Annotated in this window: 15 protein-coding genes; 13 read left to right on the forward strand and 2 right to left on the reverse strand. The window is 70.7% G+C overall.

The annotated features are described in order from the left end of the window. Positions 1-50: 50 nt before the first annotated feature. Together BJ959_RS07815 and BJ959_RS07820 are read left to right on the forward strand one after the other, a co-directional pair. Positions 51-716, forward strand: a complete 666-nt coding sequence (locus BJ959_RS07815) for an SDR family NAD(P)-dependent oxidoreductase (protein ID WP_153982934.1) — start codon at positions 51-53, stop codon at positions 714-716. Between the two features lie 45 nt (positions 717-761). Continuing rightward, on the forward strand, positions 762-1,697 hold the full coding sequence (locus tag BJ959_RS07820; RefSeq protein ID WP_153982933.1) for an NADP-dependent oxidoreductase: 936 nt from the start codon (positions 762-764) through the stop codon (positions 1,695-1,697). Positions 1,698-1,736: 39 nt separating this feature from the next. Here BJ959_RS07820 and BJ959_RS07825 read toward each other — a convergent pair whose 3' ends face one another. After that, positions 1,737-2,177, reverse strand: a complete 441-nt coding sequence (locus BJ959_RS07825; protein ID WP_221234921.1) for a hypothetical protein — start codon at positions 2,175-2,177, stop codon at positions 1,737-1,739. Between the two features lie 364 nt (positions 2,178-2,541). On the opposite strand from BJ959_RS07825, the gene BJ959_RS07830 reads away from it, so the two are divergent. Further along, the gene (locus BJ959_RS07830) at positions 2,542-3,663 is read left to right on the forward strand and encodes an acetate/propionate family kinase (protein ID WP_153982932.1); all 1,122 of its coding nucleotides are present in this window, start codon (positions 2,542-2,544) and stop codon (positions 3,661-3,663) included. Here the strand turns inward: BJ959_RS07830 and BJ959_RS07835 are convergent. Continuing rightward, complete coding sequence (locus tag BJ959_RS07835; protein WP_153982931.1) at positions 3,660-4,193, reverse strand: AAA family ATPase; 534 nt, start codon at positions 4,191-4,193, stop codon at positions 3,660-3,662. The two genes, BJ959_RS07830 and BJ959_RS07835, sit on opposite strands and share 4 nt — an antisense overlap. Before the next feature lie 95 nt (positions 4,194-4,288). Here BJ959_RS07835 and BJ959_RS07840 point away from each other — a divergent pair, with 95 nt between their 5' ends. The 10 genes from BJ959_RS07840 (at position 4,289) to BJ959_RS07885 (ending at position 15,685) form a co-directional block, all read left to right on the forward strand. Beyond that, entirely contained in the window at positions 4,289-4,573 is a 285-nt protein-coding gene (locus BJ959_RS07840; protein ID WP_153982930.1) for a metal-sensitive transcriptional regulator, read from the forward strand. A 48-nt stretch (positions 4,574-4,621) separates the two neighbouring features. Beyond that, positions 4,622-4,969 (forward strand): heavy-metal-associated domain-containing protein, encoded by a 348-nt coding sequence (locus BJ959_RS07845; RefSeq protein ID WP_153982929.1) that lies wholly within the window; start codon positions 4,622-4,624, stop codon positions 4,967-4,969. Further along, the gene (locus BJ959_RS07850; protein WP_153982928.1) at positions 4,966-7,251 is read left to right on the forward strand and encodes a heavy metal translocating P-type ATPase; all 2,286 of its coding nucleotides are present in this window, start codon (positions 4,966-4,968) and stop codon (positions 7,249-7,251) included. The genes BJ959_RS07845 and BJ959_RS07850 overlap by 4 nt, the downstream gene beginning before the upstream one ends. 26 nt (positions 7,252-7,277) lie before the next feature. Then, a complete protein-coding gene (locus BJ959_RS07855; RefSeq protein WP_153982927.1) occupies positions 7,278-7,568 on the forward strand; it encodes a YHS domain-containing protein in 291 nt (96 codons plus the stop codon). 31 nt (positions 7,569-7,599) lie between these two features. Beyond that, positions 7,600-8,181, forward strand: a complete 582-nt coding sequence (locus tag BJ959_RS07860) for a hypothetical protein (protein ID WP_153982926.1) — start codon at positions 7,600-7,602, stop codon at positions 8,179-8,181. Between the two features lie 161 nt (positions 8,182-8,342). After that, the gene (locus tag BJ959_RS12860) at positions 8,343-8,819 is read left to right on the forward strand and encodes a DUF6153 family protein (protein WP_153982925.1); all 477 of its coding nucleotides are present in this window, start codon (positions 8,343-8,345) and stop codon (positions 8,817-8,819) included. 112 nt (positions 8,820-8,931) lie between these two features. Further along, entirely contained in the window at positions 8,932-9,558 is a 627-nt protein-coding gene (locus BJ959_RS07870; protein ID WP_153982924.1) for a DUF305 domain-containing protein, read from the forward strand. Positions 9,559-9,769: 211 nt separating this feature from the next. Further along, complete coding sequence (locus BJ959_RS07875) at positions 9,770-10,633, forward strand: F510_1955 family glycosylhydrolase (RefSeq protein WP_153982923.1); 864 nt, start codon at positions 9,770-9,772, stop codon at positions 10,631-10,633. A gap of 49 nt (positions 10,634-10,682) precedes the next feature. After that, positions 10,683-13,142 (forward strand): phosphoketolase family protein, encoded by a 2,460-nt coding sequence (locus BJ959_RS07880; protein ID WP_153982922.1) that lies wholly within the window; start codon positions 10,683-10,685, stop codon positions 13,140-13,142. Continuing rightward, complete coding sequence (locus BJ959_RS07885) at positions 13,139-15,685, forward strand: heavy metal translocating P-type ATPase (RefSeq protein ID WP_153982921.1); 2,547 nt, start codon at positions 13,139-13,141, stop codon at positions 15,683-15,685. The genes BJ959_RS07880 and BJ959_RS07885 overlap by 4 nt, the downstream gene beginning before the upstream one ends. The last annotated feature ends 10 nt before the right edge of the window (positions 15,686-15,695 follow it).

Here is a 15,695-nt window from a genome sequence, read left to right on the forward strand (position 1 = left end):
CCGACCACCACCCGTTCACACGCGCGCTGAGACGCGCATGAAGGAGAACCATGACCACCATCGCCCTTGTCGGAGCTGGCCGCGGCCTGGGAGCTGCCATCGCCCGCACCTTCGGGAAGGAAGGCTTCGACATCGCGCTGCTGTCCCGCAGTCAGGACCGTGTCGACGCCCTCGCCGCCGAGCTCACCGCGGAGGGCTTCACCGCCCGCGGGTATGCCGCGAACGTGCGCGACCCGAAGTCGCTCGTCACCGCGCTGGACCGGGCGGGGCAAGACCTCGGCCCGATCGAGGTGCTGACCTACAGTCCGCTGCCGCAGAAGGAGTTCCTCCGGCCGGTGCTGGAGACCACCGTCGACGACCTGGCCGGGGCGGTGGAGTTCTCCATCTACGGTCCCGTCACCGCCGCCCACCAGGTGCTGCAGGGCATGCGGTTCCTGGGTCGCGGGTCGATCCTGTTCATCAACGGCGGCTCCGGCGCCCGCCCGAACCCGAACGTCGCGGGCACCTCGATCGCGTTCGCCGGAGAATCCGCCTACGCCCGCATGCTCCACGACACCCTGGCCGGCGAGGGCATCCAGGTCGGCCAGCTCATCATCCCCGGCGCCATCACCCCCGGACACGCCACCCACGGCCCCGACGTCCTCGCCGGGAAGCTGTGGCACCTGCACACCCACCCGGACGAGTTCCGGGTCTACGCGGAGCCAATGCCCGAGTAACCACCCCCCACACGACGACAACCGAGCAGGGAGAACCGGACCCCGATGAGAGCAGTTGGCGTCATCCGCTACGGCGGCCCCGAAGCGCTGGAGCAGGTCGAGCTGCCTACCCCCGAGGCTGGGGCCGGGCAGGTGCGGGTCCGGGTGCAGGCCGCTGCGGTGAACCCCGCCGACGTGATGCTGCGCGACGGGTCGCTGGCCGACTGGTACGCGGGGCAGGAGCCCCCGTTCATTCCCGGGATGGACATCGCCGGGGTCATCGACCAGGTCGGCACCGACGTCAGCGACCTGCACCTCGGGCAGCAGGTCGTGGGGATCGTGGACAACCACGGTCAGGTCGGTGGCTACAGCGACTACGTCGTCCTCCCCGCCGCCTCCGTCACCGCTGCCCCGGCCGGCGCGACGCTTGCGGAGGCGGCTTCGTTCCTCATGCCCGCCCTGACTGCACGCACCGCACTGGATCTCCTCGACCTGCCCCGCGGGGCGACGGTGCTGGTCACCGGCGCCGCCGGCGGCGTCGGCCGCTACGCCACCGCCCTGGCCCACGCCGGCGGACTCCGAGTCGTCGCACTCGCCGCCGCGGCCGACGAGGATACGGTGCGTTCACTCGGCGCTGACGTGTTCGTTCCTCGCGCTGCCGATGCCGCTGCCGAGGTTACGGCTGCCGTGCCGGGCGGCGTCGACGCGGTGATCGACACGGCTGCTCTGCACGAGCGCATCGCACCCGCCATCCGCGACGGCGGCACGCTTGCCACGCTCCGCGGCTGGGCAGGCGACGCTCGGCTCGGGGTCATCGTCGTGCCGGTCAACGTGCGCGACCGCGCCACCGACCACCCCGCTATCGTCCGCCTGCGTGAACAGGTCGAGTCGGGGCTGCTTCCACTGGTCGTCGCGGCGACGTATCCTGCCACCGCAGCGGCCCAAGCGCATCGTCACCTCGAGTCCAGAGCCGTGCGGGGGCGGGTGGTGCTGAGCTTCTGAACGTCACGCCCAACGCAACCGCTCGAGCGGCGGCACTGGTCATCCTTCTGGCGCGTCGGTGCGTCGGGTGGGGTGTCGCCGGACCGCGGTGACGACGAGGACAATCGCCAGCGCCAGGGCCAGGACGAACAGGGTCGCGATGAACCAGAGAAAGTCCGAGCCGATGAGGATGTTGCTGAGGACGAAGCGTCCGAACGCGACGAGCACACCGGCCGCCGTCCCGAGGTAGAGCCACAGTGTCCGGCGCGAGAGCAGGGTGATGCCGATACCCAGCAGCAGGATCCCGAAGCCGGCGATGAAGCCGCCCCAGGTGGCGAAGACGATTCCGAGCCAGTCCAGGAACGCCGGGGGCAACGTGGTCGGGTCGATGCCGGTGTGCCGGATGTCCTCGGGCAGCAGCGTGGGACGCAGGAACAGGAAGTACCCGCCGACGCCGAGCGCAAGGGCGCCGAGCACGGTGGTGAGGACACCGCTCAGCATGTCCTTGCGGACAACTTCTCGTGTTTGCATCAGGGACATCCCTTCTCGCCGGTCCTGGGGTTCGCCTCGTGACGGACCGCCGACCTGAACCGTATACCCTATGGGGGTATATTCTCACCGAGACGGTGTCTGGCCTTCGGCAACTGTCGCATACCCCGCATGCGGGCGGGCATCATGGAGATCGGCCCGAGCCGCTGGGCAGGCTCGGGGTAGCAGGACGGGTTCAGAGCCGGTCGAGGATGAACTCCGCGCGCCCGTCCGGCCACGACTGCTCGGCAGGCCTGTCGCCCAGCACCACCGGCGGCCGGTGCTGGGCGACATAGAATCCGACGACGATGACAACGACGCTCTCTGAACTCCGCGGATGACGGTCGTCCTGGTGCTGAACGCGGGTTCCTCCTCGTTGAAGTGGAGGCTGATCGACAGTGTCTCCGAGATACCGGTTCGGGGCGGGATCGTGGAGCGGCTCGGCCACGACCGTGGCGACGGGCAGGAGCACGAGGCGGCGATCCGCGACGTGCTGGCCGAACTGGGTCAGGACCGCATTGCCGTCATCGGGCACCGGGTGGTGCGCGGCGGCAGCCGGTTCGAGTCGGCGACGGTGATCACCGATCAGGTCGAGCAGCAGATAGCGGAGCTCGCGGTGCTTGCGCCGTTGCACAACCCGGTCAACCTCGCTGGCATCCGCGCCGCGCGGAGCACGTTCGGAGGCGTCCCGAATGTCGCGGTGTTCGATACCGCGTTCCATCGCACGCTGCCCGCGGCCGCCGCCTCGTACGCGCTTCCGGCGGATCTCGTTCAGCGGCATGCGCTGCGCCGATACGGATTCCACGGCATCTCCTACCAGTTCGTCTCCGCGCGGGCCGCGGAGATGCTCGGCCGCCCGCTCTCGCAGCTGCGCCTGATCGTCTTCCATCTGGGCAATGGCGCGTCGGCGTGCGCGATCGCTGGCGGCCGTTCGGTGGACACCTCGATGGGCATGACACCGCTGCCGGGCCTGGTGATGGGCACGCGGGCGGGCGACCTGGACCCGGGGGTGCTGATCGCGCTGGGCCGCAGCGGCCTCGGATGGGACCAGCTCGAAACCATACTGACCCGCGAGAGCGGTCTGCGCGCCTTGGCGGGGACCGAGGACATGCGCGACGTGCATGCCGCAGCGGCCGGCGGCGATCCGGCCGCAGCCGGGGCGCTCGAGGTCTACCACCACCGGCTGCGCCACTATCTCGGCGCCTACCTCGCCCAGCTCGGCGGCGCGGACGCGATTGTGTTCACCGGCGGAGTCGGCGAGCACGCCGCTGCGACCCGCGCGGCGGCCGTCGAGGGGATGGAGCGTCTCGGCATCCGCATGGACGCTGACCGCAACGCGGAGGCCGCCGACCATGCCCGGACCGTCTCCGACGTCGACTCGCCGATCGCCGTCCTGGTCGTTCCGACCGACGAGGAGCTCGAGATCGCCCGGCAGTCCCTCGCCGCGCTCTCGGCCTAGCCGGCAGGCAGCAGGCGGTCGAGGATGTACTGGACGCGCTCCGCGGCGGGCAGTACCGGGACCGGCACGACCGGGAACGGCAGCGCTTCATACACCTCGGTGAGCAGCTGGTGGATGCGCTGCTGGGCGGCGGTGTCCTCGGTGCGGGCGTAGTCGGGTGCCAGGGGCAGCAGGTCGAGGATGAACGTTCCGCGGTAGTTCACCTGCTCGAGGGCGGTGATCAGGATCGGGTCGGGTTCGAGGTCGAGGAAGCGGTAGTAGGCCAGGGAGTCGGGGACGGCCCGGTCCAGGAACACGGTCGCGTCGGGATCGAGGGCGGCTTCCTCGGCGAGCTGCATGTCCAGCACGCCGCGCTGGAACTGGCGCTGCTTGGCGCGGACCTCCTCTACGGTGCGCCCGGCGATGCGCTGGAGGTCGAGGTAGTGGCGGGCGTGCTCGATCGTCGTGGTGTAGCCGCGGTCGCGCAGCAGGTTGACGGTGGTGGTCTTGCCCGAGCTGGGGCCGCCGGTGATGACGTACCAGTTGGTCATGTTCGCCCTTTCGATCCGCAGGACTCCGGAATACTCCGCCGCCGAAGTACTCTATACCCCTAGAGGGTATACGATGGGGGTTGGAGGTGGTCGGGATGGCGCACGGATATGTCGATGACAAGCAGGCGCTGCTGGCGCGGTTGCGTCGGGCGGAGGGGCAGGTGCGCGGGATCGCGCGGATGGTCGATGAGGACGTGTACTGCATCGACATCCTCACCCAGGTCTCCGCGGCGACCAAGGCGCTGGAGTCGGTCGCGCTGACGCTGCTGGAGGATCACCTCGCGCACTGCGTCGCGCAGGCGACCGCGCAGGGCGGCCCGATCGCGCAGGAGAAGCTGCGCGAGGCGAACGCCGCGATCGCGCGCCTCGTGCGCTCCTGAAACGTTCACACCACCCACATTCGACAAGGCTCGTGAAGGGAGCACATCATGACCGGACAGGGATTCCAGGACCTCGGACTGCAGGCCACCAACGGCGGCGGGTGCGCGTGTTGCAGCCCCACCTCCCACGCCACCGCAGCCCCGGCGACTGCGGCGGCTGAGTCGGCGGCGGGTGATGTCACAGCGCAGTTCCTGGTGGAGGGGATGACCTGCTCGCACTGCGTGCGCAGCGTCACCGAGGAGGTTTCGGCGATCGACGGCGTCTCCGACGTCGCGGTCGACCTGCACGCCGGCGGCGTCTCGACGGTGACCGTGTCCAGCACGGTGCCGGTGGACGCGGCGCGGGTGCGGGAGGCGGTCGAGGAGGCCGGCTACAGCCTCGCCGGCGCATCATGAGCACCACCACCTCGGATGTCGATCTGGACATCACCGGGATGACCTGCGCGTCGTGCGCGACGCGGGTGGAGCGCAAGCTGAACAAGCTGCCCGGGGTGGCGGCGACGGTCAACTTCGCCACCGAGAAGGCCCGCGTGCACGCCGACTCGCCGGTGGCGGTGGCGGAGCTGATCGCGGCGGTCGAGCAGGCCGGGTACGGGGCATCCGTCCCCGCCCCGCCCGCCGACACCCCCGATGAGAAGACCGCGCCGCAGGATGCGGAGCTGGTGTCGCTGCGGCAGCGGCTGATCGTCTCGGCCGCGCTGGCGGTGCCGGTGGCGGTGCTGTCGATGATCCCGGCGCTGCAGTTCACCTACTGGCAGTGGCTGACCCTGACCCTCGCCGCCCCGGTGGTGGTGTGGGGGGCGTGGCCGTTCCACCGGGCCGCGGCGATCAACGCCCGCCACGGGGCGGCGACGATGGACACCCTGATCAGCGTGGGCGTGCTGGCCGCGTTCGGCTGGTCGCTGTATGCGCTGTTCTTCGGCGGGGCGGGCATGCCGGGGATGCGGATGAGCGTCACCTTCGTCGGCACCCCGCAGGCCGGCGGCCACGAGGTGTATCTGGAGGTCGCCGCGCTGGTGACCGTGTTCATCCTGCTCGGCCGCTACCTGGAGATCCGCGCGAAGCGGCAATCTGGCGAGGCACTGCGCGCGCTGCTGGAGCTCGGCGCGAAAGACGCCGTCGTCCTGCGCACAGGGCTCGAGCAGCGCATCCCCGTCGCCCAGCTGACCCCCGGCGACATCGTCGTGGTGCGCCCCGGCGAGAAGATCCCCGCCGACGGCGTCGTCACCGAGGGCGTCTCGGCGGTGGACGAGTCGATGCTCACCGGCGAGTCCGTCCCGGTCGAGGTCGGCCCCGGCTCCCGAGTGGTGGGCGCGACCGTGAACACCGGCGGCCGCCTGCTGGTGGAGCTCACCCGCGTCGGCGCCGACACGGAGCTGGCCCGGATGGCCAGGCTGGTGGAGGAGGCGCAGACCGGCAAGGCGCAGGTGCAACGCCTGGCCGACCGGGTCTCGGCGATCTTCGTGCCCATCGTGATCGGCCTCGCGGTGGCCGCGTTCATCGTGTGGCTGCTCGTCGGTGCCGGCCCGGAGGTCGCGTTCACCGCCGCGGTGACCACGCTGATCATCGCCTGCCCGTGCGCGCTGGGCCTGGCGACCCCGACCGCGCTGCTGGTCGGCACCGGCCGTGGCGCGCAGCTGGGCATCCTGATCCGCGGACCCCAGGTGCTGGAGCAGACCCGCCGCATCGACACCGTCGTGCTGGACAAGACCGGCACCATCACCGCCGGCACCATGACCGTCACTGCCACCCACCCCGCCGCAGGGACCGACGAGGCCGAGCTGGTGCGAGTCGCCGCGGCGCTCGAGCACGGCTCCGAGCACCCCATCGGCCGCGCCATCACCGCCGCCGCACCCGACCCGCTCGACCCGGTCGAATCGTTCCAGGCGGCGGCCGGGCAGGGCGTGCAGGGCATCGTCGACGGCCGCATGGTCGCCGCCGGCCGCGCCACCTGGATCACCACCCAATGGGCGCTCCCGATCCCCACCGACCTCGCAGACACCATCACCGCGGACGAGGCGTCCGGGGCGACGGTGACCGTGGTGGCGTGGGACGGGCAGGTGCGCGGGGCGATCAGCGTCGCCGACACCATCAAACCCACCAGCGGCGAGGCGATCGCCCGGCTGCGGGACCTCGGGCTGACCCCGATCCTGCTCACCGGCGACAACCCCGGTGCCGCGAAAGCGATCGCCGACCAGGCCGGCATCGAGGACGTCCGCGCCGGGGTCACCCCGGCCGGCAAGCTCGACACCATCCGGGAGCTGCAGTCCGCGGGCCGGGTGGTCGCGATGGTCGGCGACGGCGTGAACGACGCCGCCGCGCTCGCCGCCGCCGATTTGGGGATCGCGATGGGCACCGGCACCGACGCGGCCATCACCGCCGCCGACCTGACCATCGTCTCCGGCGACCTGCTGCTCGTGCCCGACGCGATCCGGCTCGCCCGCCGCACCCTGGGCACGATCAAAGGCAACCTGTTCTGGGCGTTCGCGTACAACGTCGCCGCGATCCCGGTCGCGATGCTCGCCCTGCTCAACCCCATCCTCGCCGCAGCGGCGATGGCGTTCAGCAGCGTGTTCGTCGTCACCAACAGCCTCCGACTGCGCCGCTTCCGCCCCCTGCCCACCCCGACACCCGGCACGGCCCCGGCCGCCCGGGAGCCGGCCCCGATCAGGGCCTGACCCATCCCACGCGAAGGAGGATTGCCATGTCCCACCACCACGATCACGCCGAGCACGACCACCCGCATGACCACGGTCACGAGCCGGATCACGGCGCACACGATCACGGCGCACACGAGCATCACCATCACGAGCCGCCGGCGGGGGCGACGAACCTGGTGACCTGCCCGGTGATGCCCGGCAACCAGGTCGACCCGGCCTGGGCCGAGCAGCGCGGCCTGTTCCGCGACTACCAGGGCACCCGGTACTGGTTCTGCTGCGCCGAGTGCGGGCCGCTGTTCGACGCCGACCCCGCCCGCTACACCGACGCCGCCTAACCCACGCCAGCGCACGCGAAAGGAGCACGGGATGGAGACGGCGGTCGGATTGGTGCAGGCCTACCTGCGCGTCAACGGCTACTTCACCGTCGCCGAATACCCCGTGCTGGACGCCACCGGCCCCGGCGGCCCGCGCACCGTCACCGACCTGGACATCCTCGCGATCCGCCTGCACCATGCCCCCGGCGACGACCCCGACCCGATGCTGGGCGCGCGGCCCGGCGTGCCGGACATGATCGTCGGCGAGGTCAAGGAAGGCACCCCGAAACTGAACCCGGCGATGCGCGACCCGGCGGTGCTGGAGGCCGCGTTCGCCCGGTTCGGCTGCTGCGCCCCCGCCGACGCACCAGCGCTCGTGCAGGAACTGCTCACGGTCGGGCAGGTCACCGCCCCCGAGGGGCATCTGATCCGCACCGTCGCGTTCGGCAACACCGCTCACCCGAACAGGCCCGGCAACTGGCACATCGTCCCGCTGGAGCACATCCTCGACTACCTCCGTGAGCATCTCAGCCGCAACTGGGCCACGGTCGGCCGCACCCAGATCAAGGACGACACCCTCGGGCTGCTCGCCCTGATCGAGAAGGCGCACCGCGCCGGGAACCGCGCCCGATGAGCCCGCTGCAGCGCTCCCGTCCCGGTCCGGGACTTTCGCCTGTGACACGGCATCGGCCGGGTGGGCAGACTGGGCGGGAGCGTTCGAGGGTCGGCGCGGCGGACGACGCCTGGGAGGCTGCTGAGCGGGGAGGTACCCTGGAGGTGGGAAGGAGGTCGGCCGTGAACCACATCCGAGCCCTGGTGCATGCCCCATCCGGGCTGCACCGGCTGCTGCTGACTTTCGCGACCGCCTTCCTGCTGATCGCGGGCCTGCTGGCCATGCACACTCTCACCGGCACGCTCACCCTCGGGCACACCGACACCCCCGCCGCAGCCAGTGAGGGCACCGGCCACGGCACCGAATCCGCGATGGCTTCGGCCATCGCACCAGCGGCGGTCCTCGGCGCTGACCCGGGCATGGTCACGGATGCCTCCGCCGACCATTGTCCGGGGGACTGCGGCGATGCCGGCGGGATGCCGGATCACTCGATGCTGATGATGGCGTGCGTGCTTGCGCTGCTGGCCGCCGTCATCGTGCTGCTGGCCCGCCTCGGCGCCGCGCTGGCGCTGCTGCGCCTGCACGGCCGGAACGTGTTGGCTGCGCTACCGCACCCACGACCACCCTCTCTTATCGTCCTGTCCATCAGTCGAACCTGATTCCCTGCGCTCCCGGCACGATCACCGCACCGGGACGACGCTTCACTCTGCCCACCATGCGGCAGCAGGAATCCGCTGACCACCGTTCGACTGACAGACAAGGTCCCTTACCATGCGTTTCCGTACTCTCGCGCTCACGGCCGGCGCCCTGGCCGCGGCGCTCGTGCTCGTCGGCTGCGCCCCCACCGGCGGCTCCATGCCCGGCATGGACCACGGCCCCGGCGGCATGACCAGCAGCACACCCGAACCCACCGACGACGCGGCGTTCAACGCCGCGGACGAGATGTTCGTCACGATGATGATCCCGCACCACGAGCAGGCCATCCAGATGGCCGATCAGATCCTCGCCAAGGACGGCATCGATGAGCGGGTCGTGGCCCTCGCTCAGCAGATCAAGGCCGCCCAGGACCCCGAGATCCAGACCATGAAGGGCTGGCTGCAGGACTGGGGCATCCCCTACGACGACTCCATGTCCGGCATGGGCGGCATGGAGGGGATGGATCACGGCGACGGCATGATGTCCGACGACGACATGGCGGCCCTGGACGCTGCCACCGGTGTCGAGGCGACCCGCCTGTTCCTGGAGGGCATGATCACCCACCACCAGGGTGCCGTCACGATGGCGCAGATGGTGCTGGACAACGGGCAGAACCCGGATGTCGCCGCCCTGGCGCAGCAGATCATCGACGGACAGACCGCCGAGATTACCACCATGCAGGACATCCTCGCCACCCTCTGACCCCGGACCCCTCGGACGGCGCCGACCCCCTGGACCGGCTCCGTCCGAGGCCCGGCGACCCGCCCGACGCGCCGCTGGGCACAGCGAACGCGGTCGACCCGTCGAAAGGCCCCGTCATGACTTCCCGCACACTCGCCGCCTGTTTCGTGGCCATCTTCCTCGCCCTGGTCATCCTGTCCACGGCGACCATCCTCCTCATCCAGGCGACCGCATGAACCCCGCACGCACGATCACGACACTGACCGTCGCCGCCGCGGCGGCGCTACTCCTGACCGGCTGCACCAGCCCGGCCCTTCCCGCGCCCACGGCCGCGGCGCCGACGCTGCGGGACTTCGGCCATGTGCACGGCATCGTCGACGCCGGCGACGGCACCGTCCTGCTGGGCACCCACACCGGGCTCTACACGCTCACCGAGGACGGCACCGCCACCGGGCCGGTCGGCGGCGCCGACTTCGACGCGATGAGCCTGACCGGCGCCGGCGACACGCTGTACGCCTCCGGGCATCCGGGGCCGGACACGCCCGCGGAGCTCGGCGCCCCGAACCTGGGCATCATCCGCAGCACCGACGCGGGGCTCTCCTGGGAGCCGGTCGCGTTCACCGGGCTGGAGGACTTCCATGTCCTGACCGCGACCGCCGACGGCACCCTGCACGGGGTCGGATCCAGTTCGATCACCGTGCGCACCAGCACGGATCGCGGCGTGACCTGGAGCGCCGGCGCCGAGCTCGCCCCCAACGACCTGGCCGGCGCCGCTGACGGTTCGCTGTATGCCACGACGCAGGACGGACTGCAGCGCAGTGAGGACGGCGGCGTGACCTTCACCCCGGTGGCGGACGCACCGCTGCTGTACCTGGTGGAGGCCGACCTAGGCGGCGGCCTCGTCGGCGTCGATACCGACGGCACGCTCTGGGCCTTCGACGGCACCACGTGGGAGCGCTTCGGGGCCGTCGCCGGCACGGTGCAGGCGCTCGGGGTCAGCAGCGACGGCGCGGTCGTGCTCGTCGACGACCGCGGCGTCGTCTGGGTTCGCGGCGCCGAGGCCACCGTCGTGCTCCCGACCGAGGCGACATCATGACCACCACGCCGGGCAACCGCACCGCACACCAACCCTCAGGAGCACAACCATGACCACCACACCCGCACCGGCCCGCTGGGCATACCGCACCACCGCCGTCACCCCGGAACGACTGGAGGAGGTGGATGCGTGGTGGCGGGCGGCGAACTACCTGAGCATCGGGCAGATCTACCTGCTCGACAACCCGCTGCTGCGCGACCCGCTCACCGCGGAGCACATCAAGCCTCGACTACTGGGGCACTGGGGCACCACCCCGGGCCTGAACTTCCTGTACGCCCACCTCAACCGGGCGATCACCGACCGGGATCTGAACACCCTGTACGTGACCGGGCCGGGGCACGGCGGGCCGGGCATGGTCGCCAACGCCTACCTGGACGGCACCTACACGGAGCTGTACCCGCGGATCGACCGCACCGAGGAGGGGCTCAAGGCGCTGTTCCGGCAGTTCTCCTTCCCCGGCGGCATCCCCTCGCACGCGTCCCCGGACACGCCCGGGTCGATCAACGAGGGCGGCGAGCTCGGCTATTCCCTCGTCCACGCCTACGGCGCCGCGTTCGACAACCCGGACCTGCTGGTCGCGTGCGTGATCGGCGACGGGGAGGCCGAGACCGGGCCGCTGGCGACCGCGTGGCACGGCAACAAGTTCCTCAACCCAGCCGCGGACGGGGTGGTGCTACCGATCCTGCACCTGAACGGGTACAAGATCGCCAACCCGACGGTGCTGTCCCGCATCCCCGAGGACGAGCTGGTCGCGCTGCTGCGCGGCTACGGGCATGAGCCGTTCGTGGTCACGGTCGGCTTCGACGGCGAGGACCCGCGGGAGTCCCACGCCCGGTTCGCCGGCGTGCTGGACGAGGTGCTGGACCGGATCGCGGACATCAAGACCGCCGCGGCGGCCGGCACCCTGGAAGGCCGGCCGGCGTGGCCAGCGATCGTGCTGCGCAGCCCGAAAGGCTGGACCTGCCCGCCGGTGATCGACGGGCTCCCCGTGGAGGGCACCTGGCGGTCCCACCAGGTGCCGCTCGCCGAGGTCCGCGACACCCCCGAGCACCTGCAGCTCCTCCAGGACTGGCTGGCCTCCTACCGGCCCGACGAGCTCTTCGACGCCGACGGCGCCCCGTTCCCCGCCACGGTCGCCGCCGCCCCGGCCGGAGCGCGGCGGATGAGCGCTAACCCGGTCGCGAACGGCGGGCAGCTGACCGTCCCGCTGCGCCTGGGCGACTTCCGCGACCACGCCCACCCGGTCGACCCCGAGGCGCGAGGCACGGGAACGGCGGAGGCGACCCGGATGCTCGGCGAATGGCTCGCCGACGTGATCCGGCACAACCCGAACAACTTCCGCATCTTCGGCCCCGACGAGACCGCCTCCAACCGGCTCGCCCCGCCCGTGTTCGAGGCCACCGGCAAGCAGTGGAACGCGACCGTGCTGCCGGTGGACGAGCATCTGGCGCCGACCGGGCGGGTGATGGAGGTGCTCAGCGAGCACCAGTGCCAGGGCTGGCTCGAGGGCTACGTCCTCACGGGCCGGCATGGGCTGTTCAACTGCTACGAGGCGTTCACCCACATCGTCGACTCGATGTTCAACCAGCACGCCAAATGGCTCGAAGCCGCCCGCGACGTGGCCTGGCGGGACCCGATCCCGAGCTTCAACTACCTGCTGTCCAGTCACGTGTGGCGGCAGGATCACAACGGGTTCTCCCACCAGGACCCGGGGTTCATCGACCTCGCCCTGAACAAGAGCCCCGACATCGTCCGCGTCTACCTCCCGTTCGACGCGAACACGCTGCTGTCCACCTACGACCACTGCCTGCGCTCCACCGGCTACATCAACGTCGTCGTCGCCGGAAAGCAGCCCGCCCCGCAGTGGCTCACCATGGACGAGGCGATCGAGCACTGCACCCGGGGCCTGGGCATCCTGCCCTGGGCCGGCACCGAGACCGAGGGCGCCGAGCCGGACGTGGTGCTCGCCGCCGCCGGCGACGTGCCCACCCTCGAGGTGCTCGCCGCGGCCGCGTTGCTGCGCGAGCACATCCCTGACCTGTCCGTGCGGGTCGTGAACGTGGTCGACCTGACCCGTCTGCAATCCGAGGACCAGCACCCGCACGGCCTGCCGGACCGGGAGTTCGACGCGATCTTCACCCCCGACAAGCCGGTGATCTTCGCCTACCACGGCTACCCGTGGCTGATCCACCGTCTCACCTACAAGCGCGCCGGGCACCAGAACCTGCACGTCCACGGCTTCGTGGAGAAGGGCACCACCACGACCCCGTTCGACATGGTCATGCTCAACGACCTCGACCGCTACCGGCTCGCGATCGACGTCCTCGACCACGTCCCGGGCCTTGCCGCGACCCACGCGCAGCTGCGGCAGGAACTCGTCGACGCCCGCCTGCGCGCCCGCGCCCACACCCGCGAGCACGGCACCGACATCCCCGCCGTCGCCGACTGGCGCTGGCCCCACCCCGACACCGACCCGAACCGCCCCTCCACCGCGAAGGAAATCCGATGACCGACACCAAGACCGTGACCCTGCAGGTCAGCGGCATGATCCGCGCGACCTCCAAGAACGTCACCGAAGCCCACCTCGCCCGCCAGCCGGGCGTCCTGTCCGTTGACGCGAACCCGGTCTCCCAGACCGCGACCGTCACCTACGACCCGCAGACCACCTCGGTCGCGCACCTGCAGAAGTGGGTGATCGAATGCGGCTACCACTGCGCCGGGCAGTCCGTCCCGGACCACATCTGCGACCCCGCCCACGAACCTCACGAGCACGCCGACCACCACGACCACGCCGAGCACGAGGGACGCGCGGTCTCCACCGGTCATGACACCCCGGCGGGGCACGAGCACCCGCACCCGCACCCGGCAGCGGACCACGCGGACCACTCCGCCATGGACGCCGGCGCGCATGCCGGTCACGCTCCGGCCACCGAGGGCGGACACGATCACGGGGCTCAGCCGGCCGGCCGCAGCGCGCAGGATGTGATGGGCCACGGCGGGCATCACGGCGGCATGTCGATGGCGGCGATGATCCGCGACATGCGCAACCGGTTCCTGTTCGCGCTGATCATGTCGATCCCGATCACCCTGTTCTCCCCGATCGGGCGGGAAGTTCTGGGCTTCACGGTGCCTGCACCGTTCGGGCTGCGGGATGACGTGATCTCCCTGATCCTGTCCCTGCCCGTGATGTTCTACTCGGCCTGGATCTTCTTCGACGGTGCGTTCAGAGCCCTGAGGGCGCGAACGCTGGACATGATGGTGCTCGTTGCCGTCGGCGTCGGAGCCGGCTGGATCTACAGCTTCATCGTCACCCTCACAGGAGGCGGCGAGGTGTTCTACGAAGCCGCCACCGTGCTGGCCACCTTCGTGCTGCTCGGCCACTGGGTGGAAATGCGTGCTCGCGGGGGAGCGAACGACGCGATCCGCCGCCTGTTGGAACTCGCTCCCGCTCGTGCCATCGTGATCCGCGACGGGCAAGAGCTCGAGGTATCCACCTCCGAGATCATCCCCGGTGACCTGATGCTCGTACGTCCCGGCGCGAAGGTCCCCACCGACGGGGAGGTCGAAGACGGCGAGTCCGAGGTCGACGAGTCGATGGTCACCGGCGAGAGCATGCCAGTGGAGAAAGCGCCTGGGTCCATGGTTATCGGCGCGACCGTGAACACCGTCGGCACCCTCCGGGTGCGCGCCACCAAGGTCGGCGCCGACACCGCATTGGCCCAGATCGTCAAGCTGGTGCAGGAGGCGCAGAACTCCAAAGCCCCTGGCCAGCAGCTCGCGGACCGCGCCGCGTACTGGTTGGTGCTGGTCGCCCTGATCGGCGGAAGCGCGACCTTCCTGGCCTGGTGGCTGACCGGCGCGCCCGTGCCGACCGCGATCCTGTTCGCGATCACCGTCGTCGTCATCACCTGCCCTGATGCGCTCGGTCTGGCTACCCCCACCGCGATCATGGTCGGCACCGGGCTCGGCGCCCGACGGGGAGTGCTGTTCAAGAACGCTACCGGCATCGAGACCGCCGCCCGCATCGACACCGTCGTCCTCGACAAGACCGGTACCCTCACCAAGGGAGAACCAGAGGTCACCGACTATCTGCCCGTCGGCGAGGACGACCTTGAGCTGCTCGCGCTGGTGGCCGCCGTCGAACGCGAGTCCGAGCACCCCCTCGCGAAGGCAGTCGTCGCCTACGCCGACGCCCGGAACATCCCGCGACGCGCCGCTTCCGCCTTCCGCAACGTCGCGGGGAAGGGGGCGATCGCCACCGTCGATGGCCGGGAGGTGGCCCTTGGCAACATGCGCCTGATGGCGCAGGAGGGCATCGACATCTCCCCGGTCAAGGACGCCCAGAAGTCCCTCGCCGAGAGCGGGCGCACGGCGATCATGTTCGCCGTCGACGGGGAGGTCGCCGGCGTCATCGCACTCGCCGACGCCCCCCGCGAGACCGCCAGAGCCGCTATCGACGCCCTCCATGAGTCCGGCATTGAGGTGGTGATGCTCACCGGCGACAACCACCCGACCGCCGAGCGCATCGCATCCCTGCTGGGCATCGACACGGTGATCGCCGAGGTGCTGCCAGAGGACAAGAGCGCGAAGATCGCCGAACTGCAGCGGGCTGGGAAGAAGGTGGCCATGGTCGGTGACGGCGTCAACGACGCCCCTGCCCTCGCCCAGGCCGACCTCGGCATCGCCATCGGCGCTGGCACGGATGTCGCCATCGAGACCGCTGACGTGGTGCTGATGCGTTCGGATCCTCAGGATGTCGCGGTCGCGCTGCGGATCGGGAAGGGAACACTGCGGAAGATGCGGCAGAACCTCGGCTGGGCCATCGGCTACAACGCCATCGCCCTGCCCATCGCCGCCGGCGTGTTCTACCCCGCGTTCGGGATCATGCTCTCCCCGGAGATCGCCGCCATCAGCATGTCCGGCTCCAGCGTGATCGTCGCCGTCAACGCGCTCCTGCTCAAGCGGCTCCGGCTGCCCGCCCAGCAGGCCCCCGCGGCCCCGGCAGAGGCGAGCAGCCTCGCCCCGGCGTCGACGCCCGGCGGCGCCTCATGACCGGACGCGA

Origin of the sequence: Microcella frigidaquae, assembly GCF_014200395.1 — a bacterium.
GTDB classification, from domain to species: Bacteria; Actinomycetota; Actinomycetes; order Actinomycetales; family Microbacteriaceae; genus Microcella; species Microcella frigidaquae.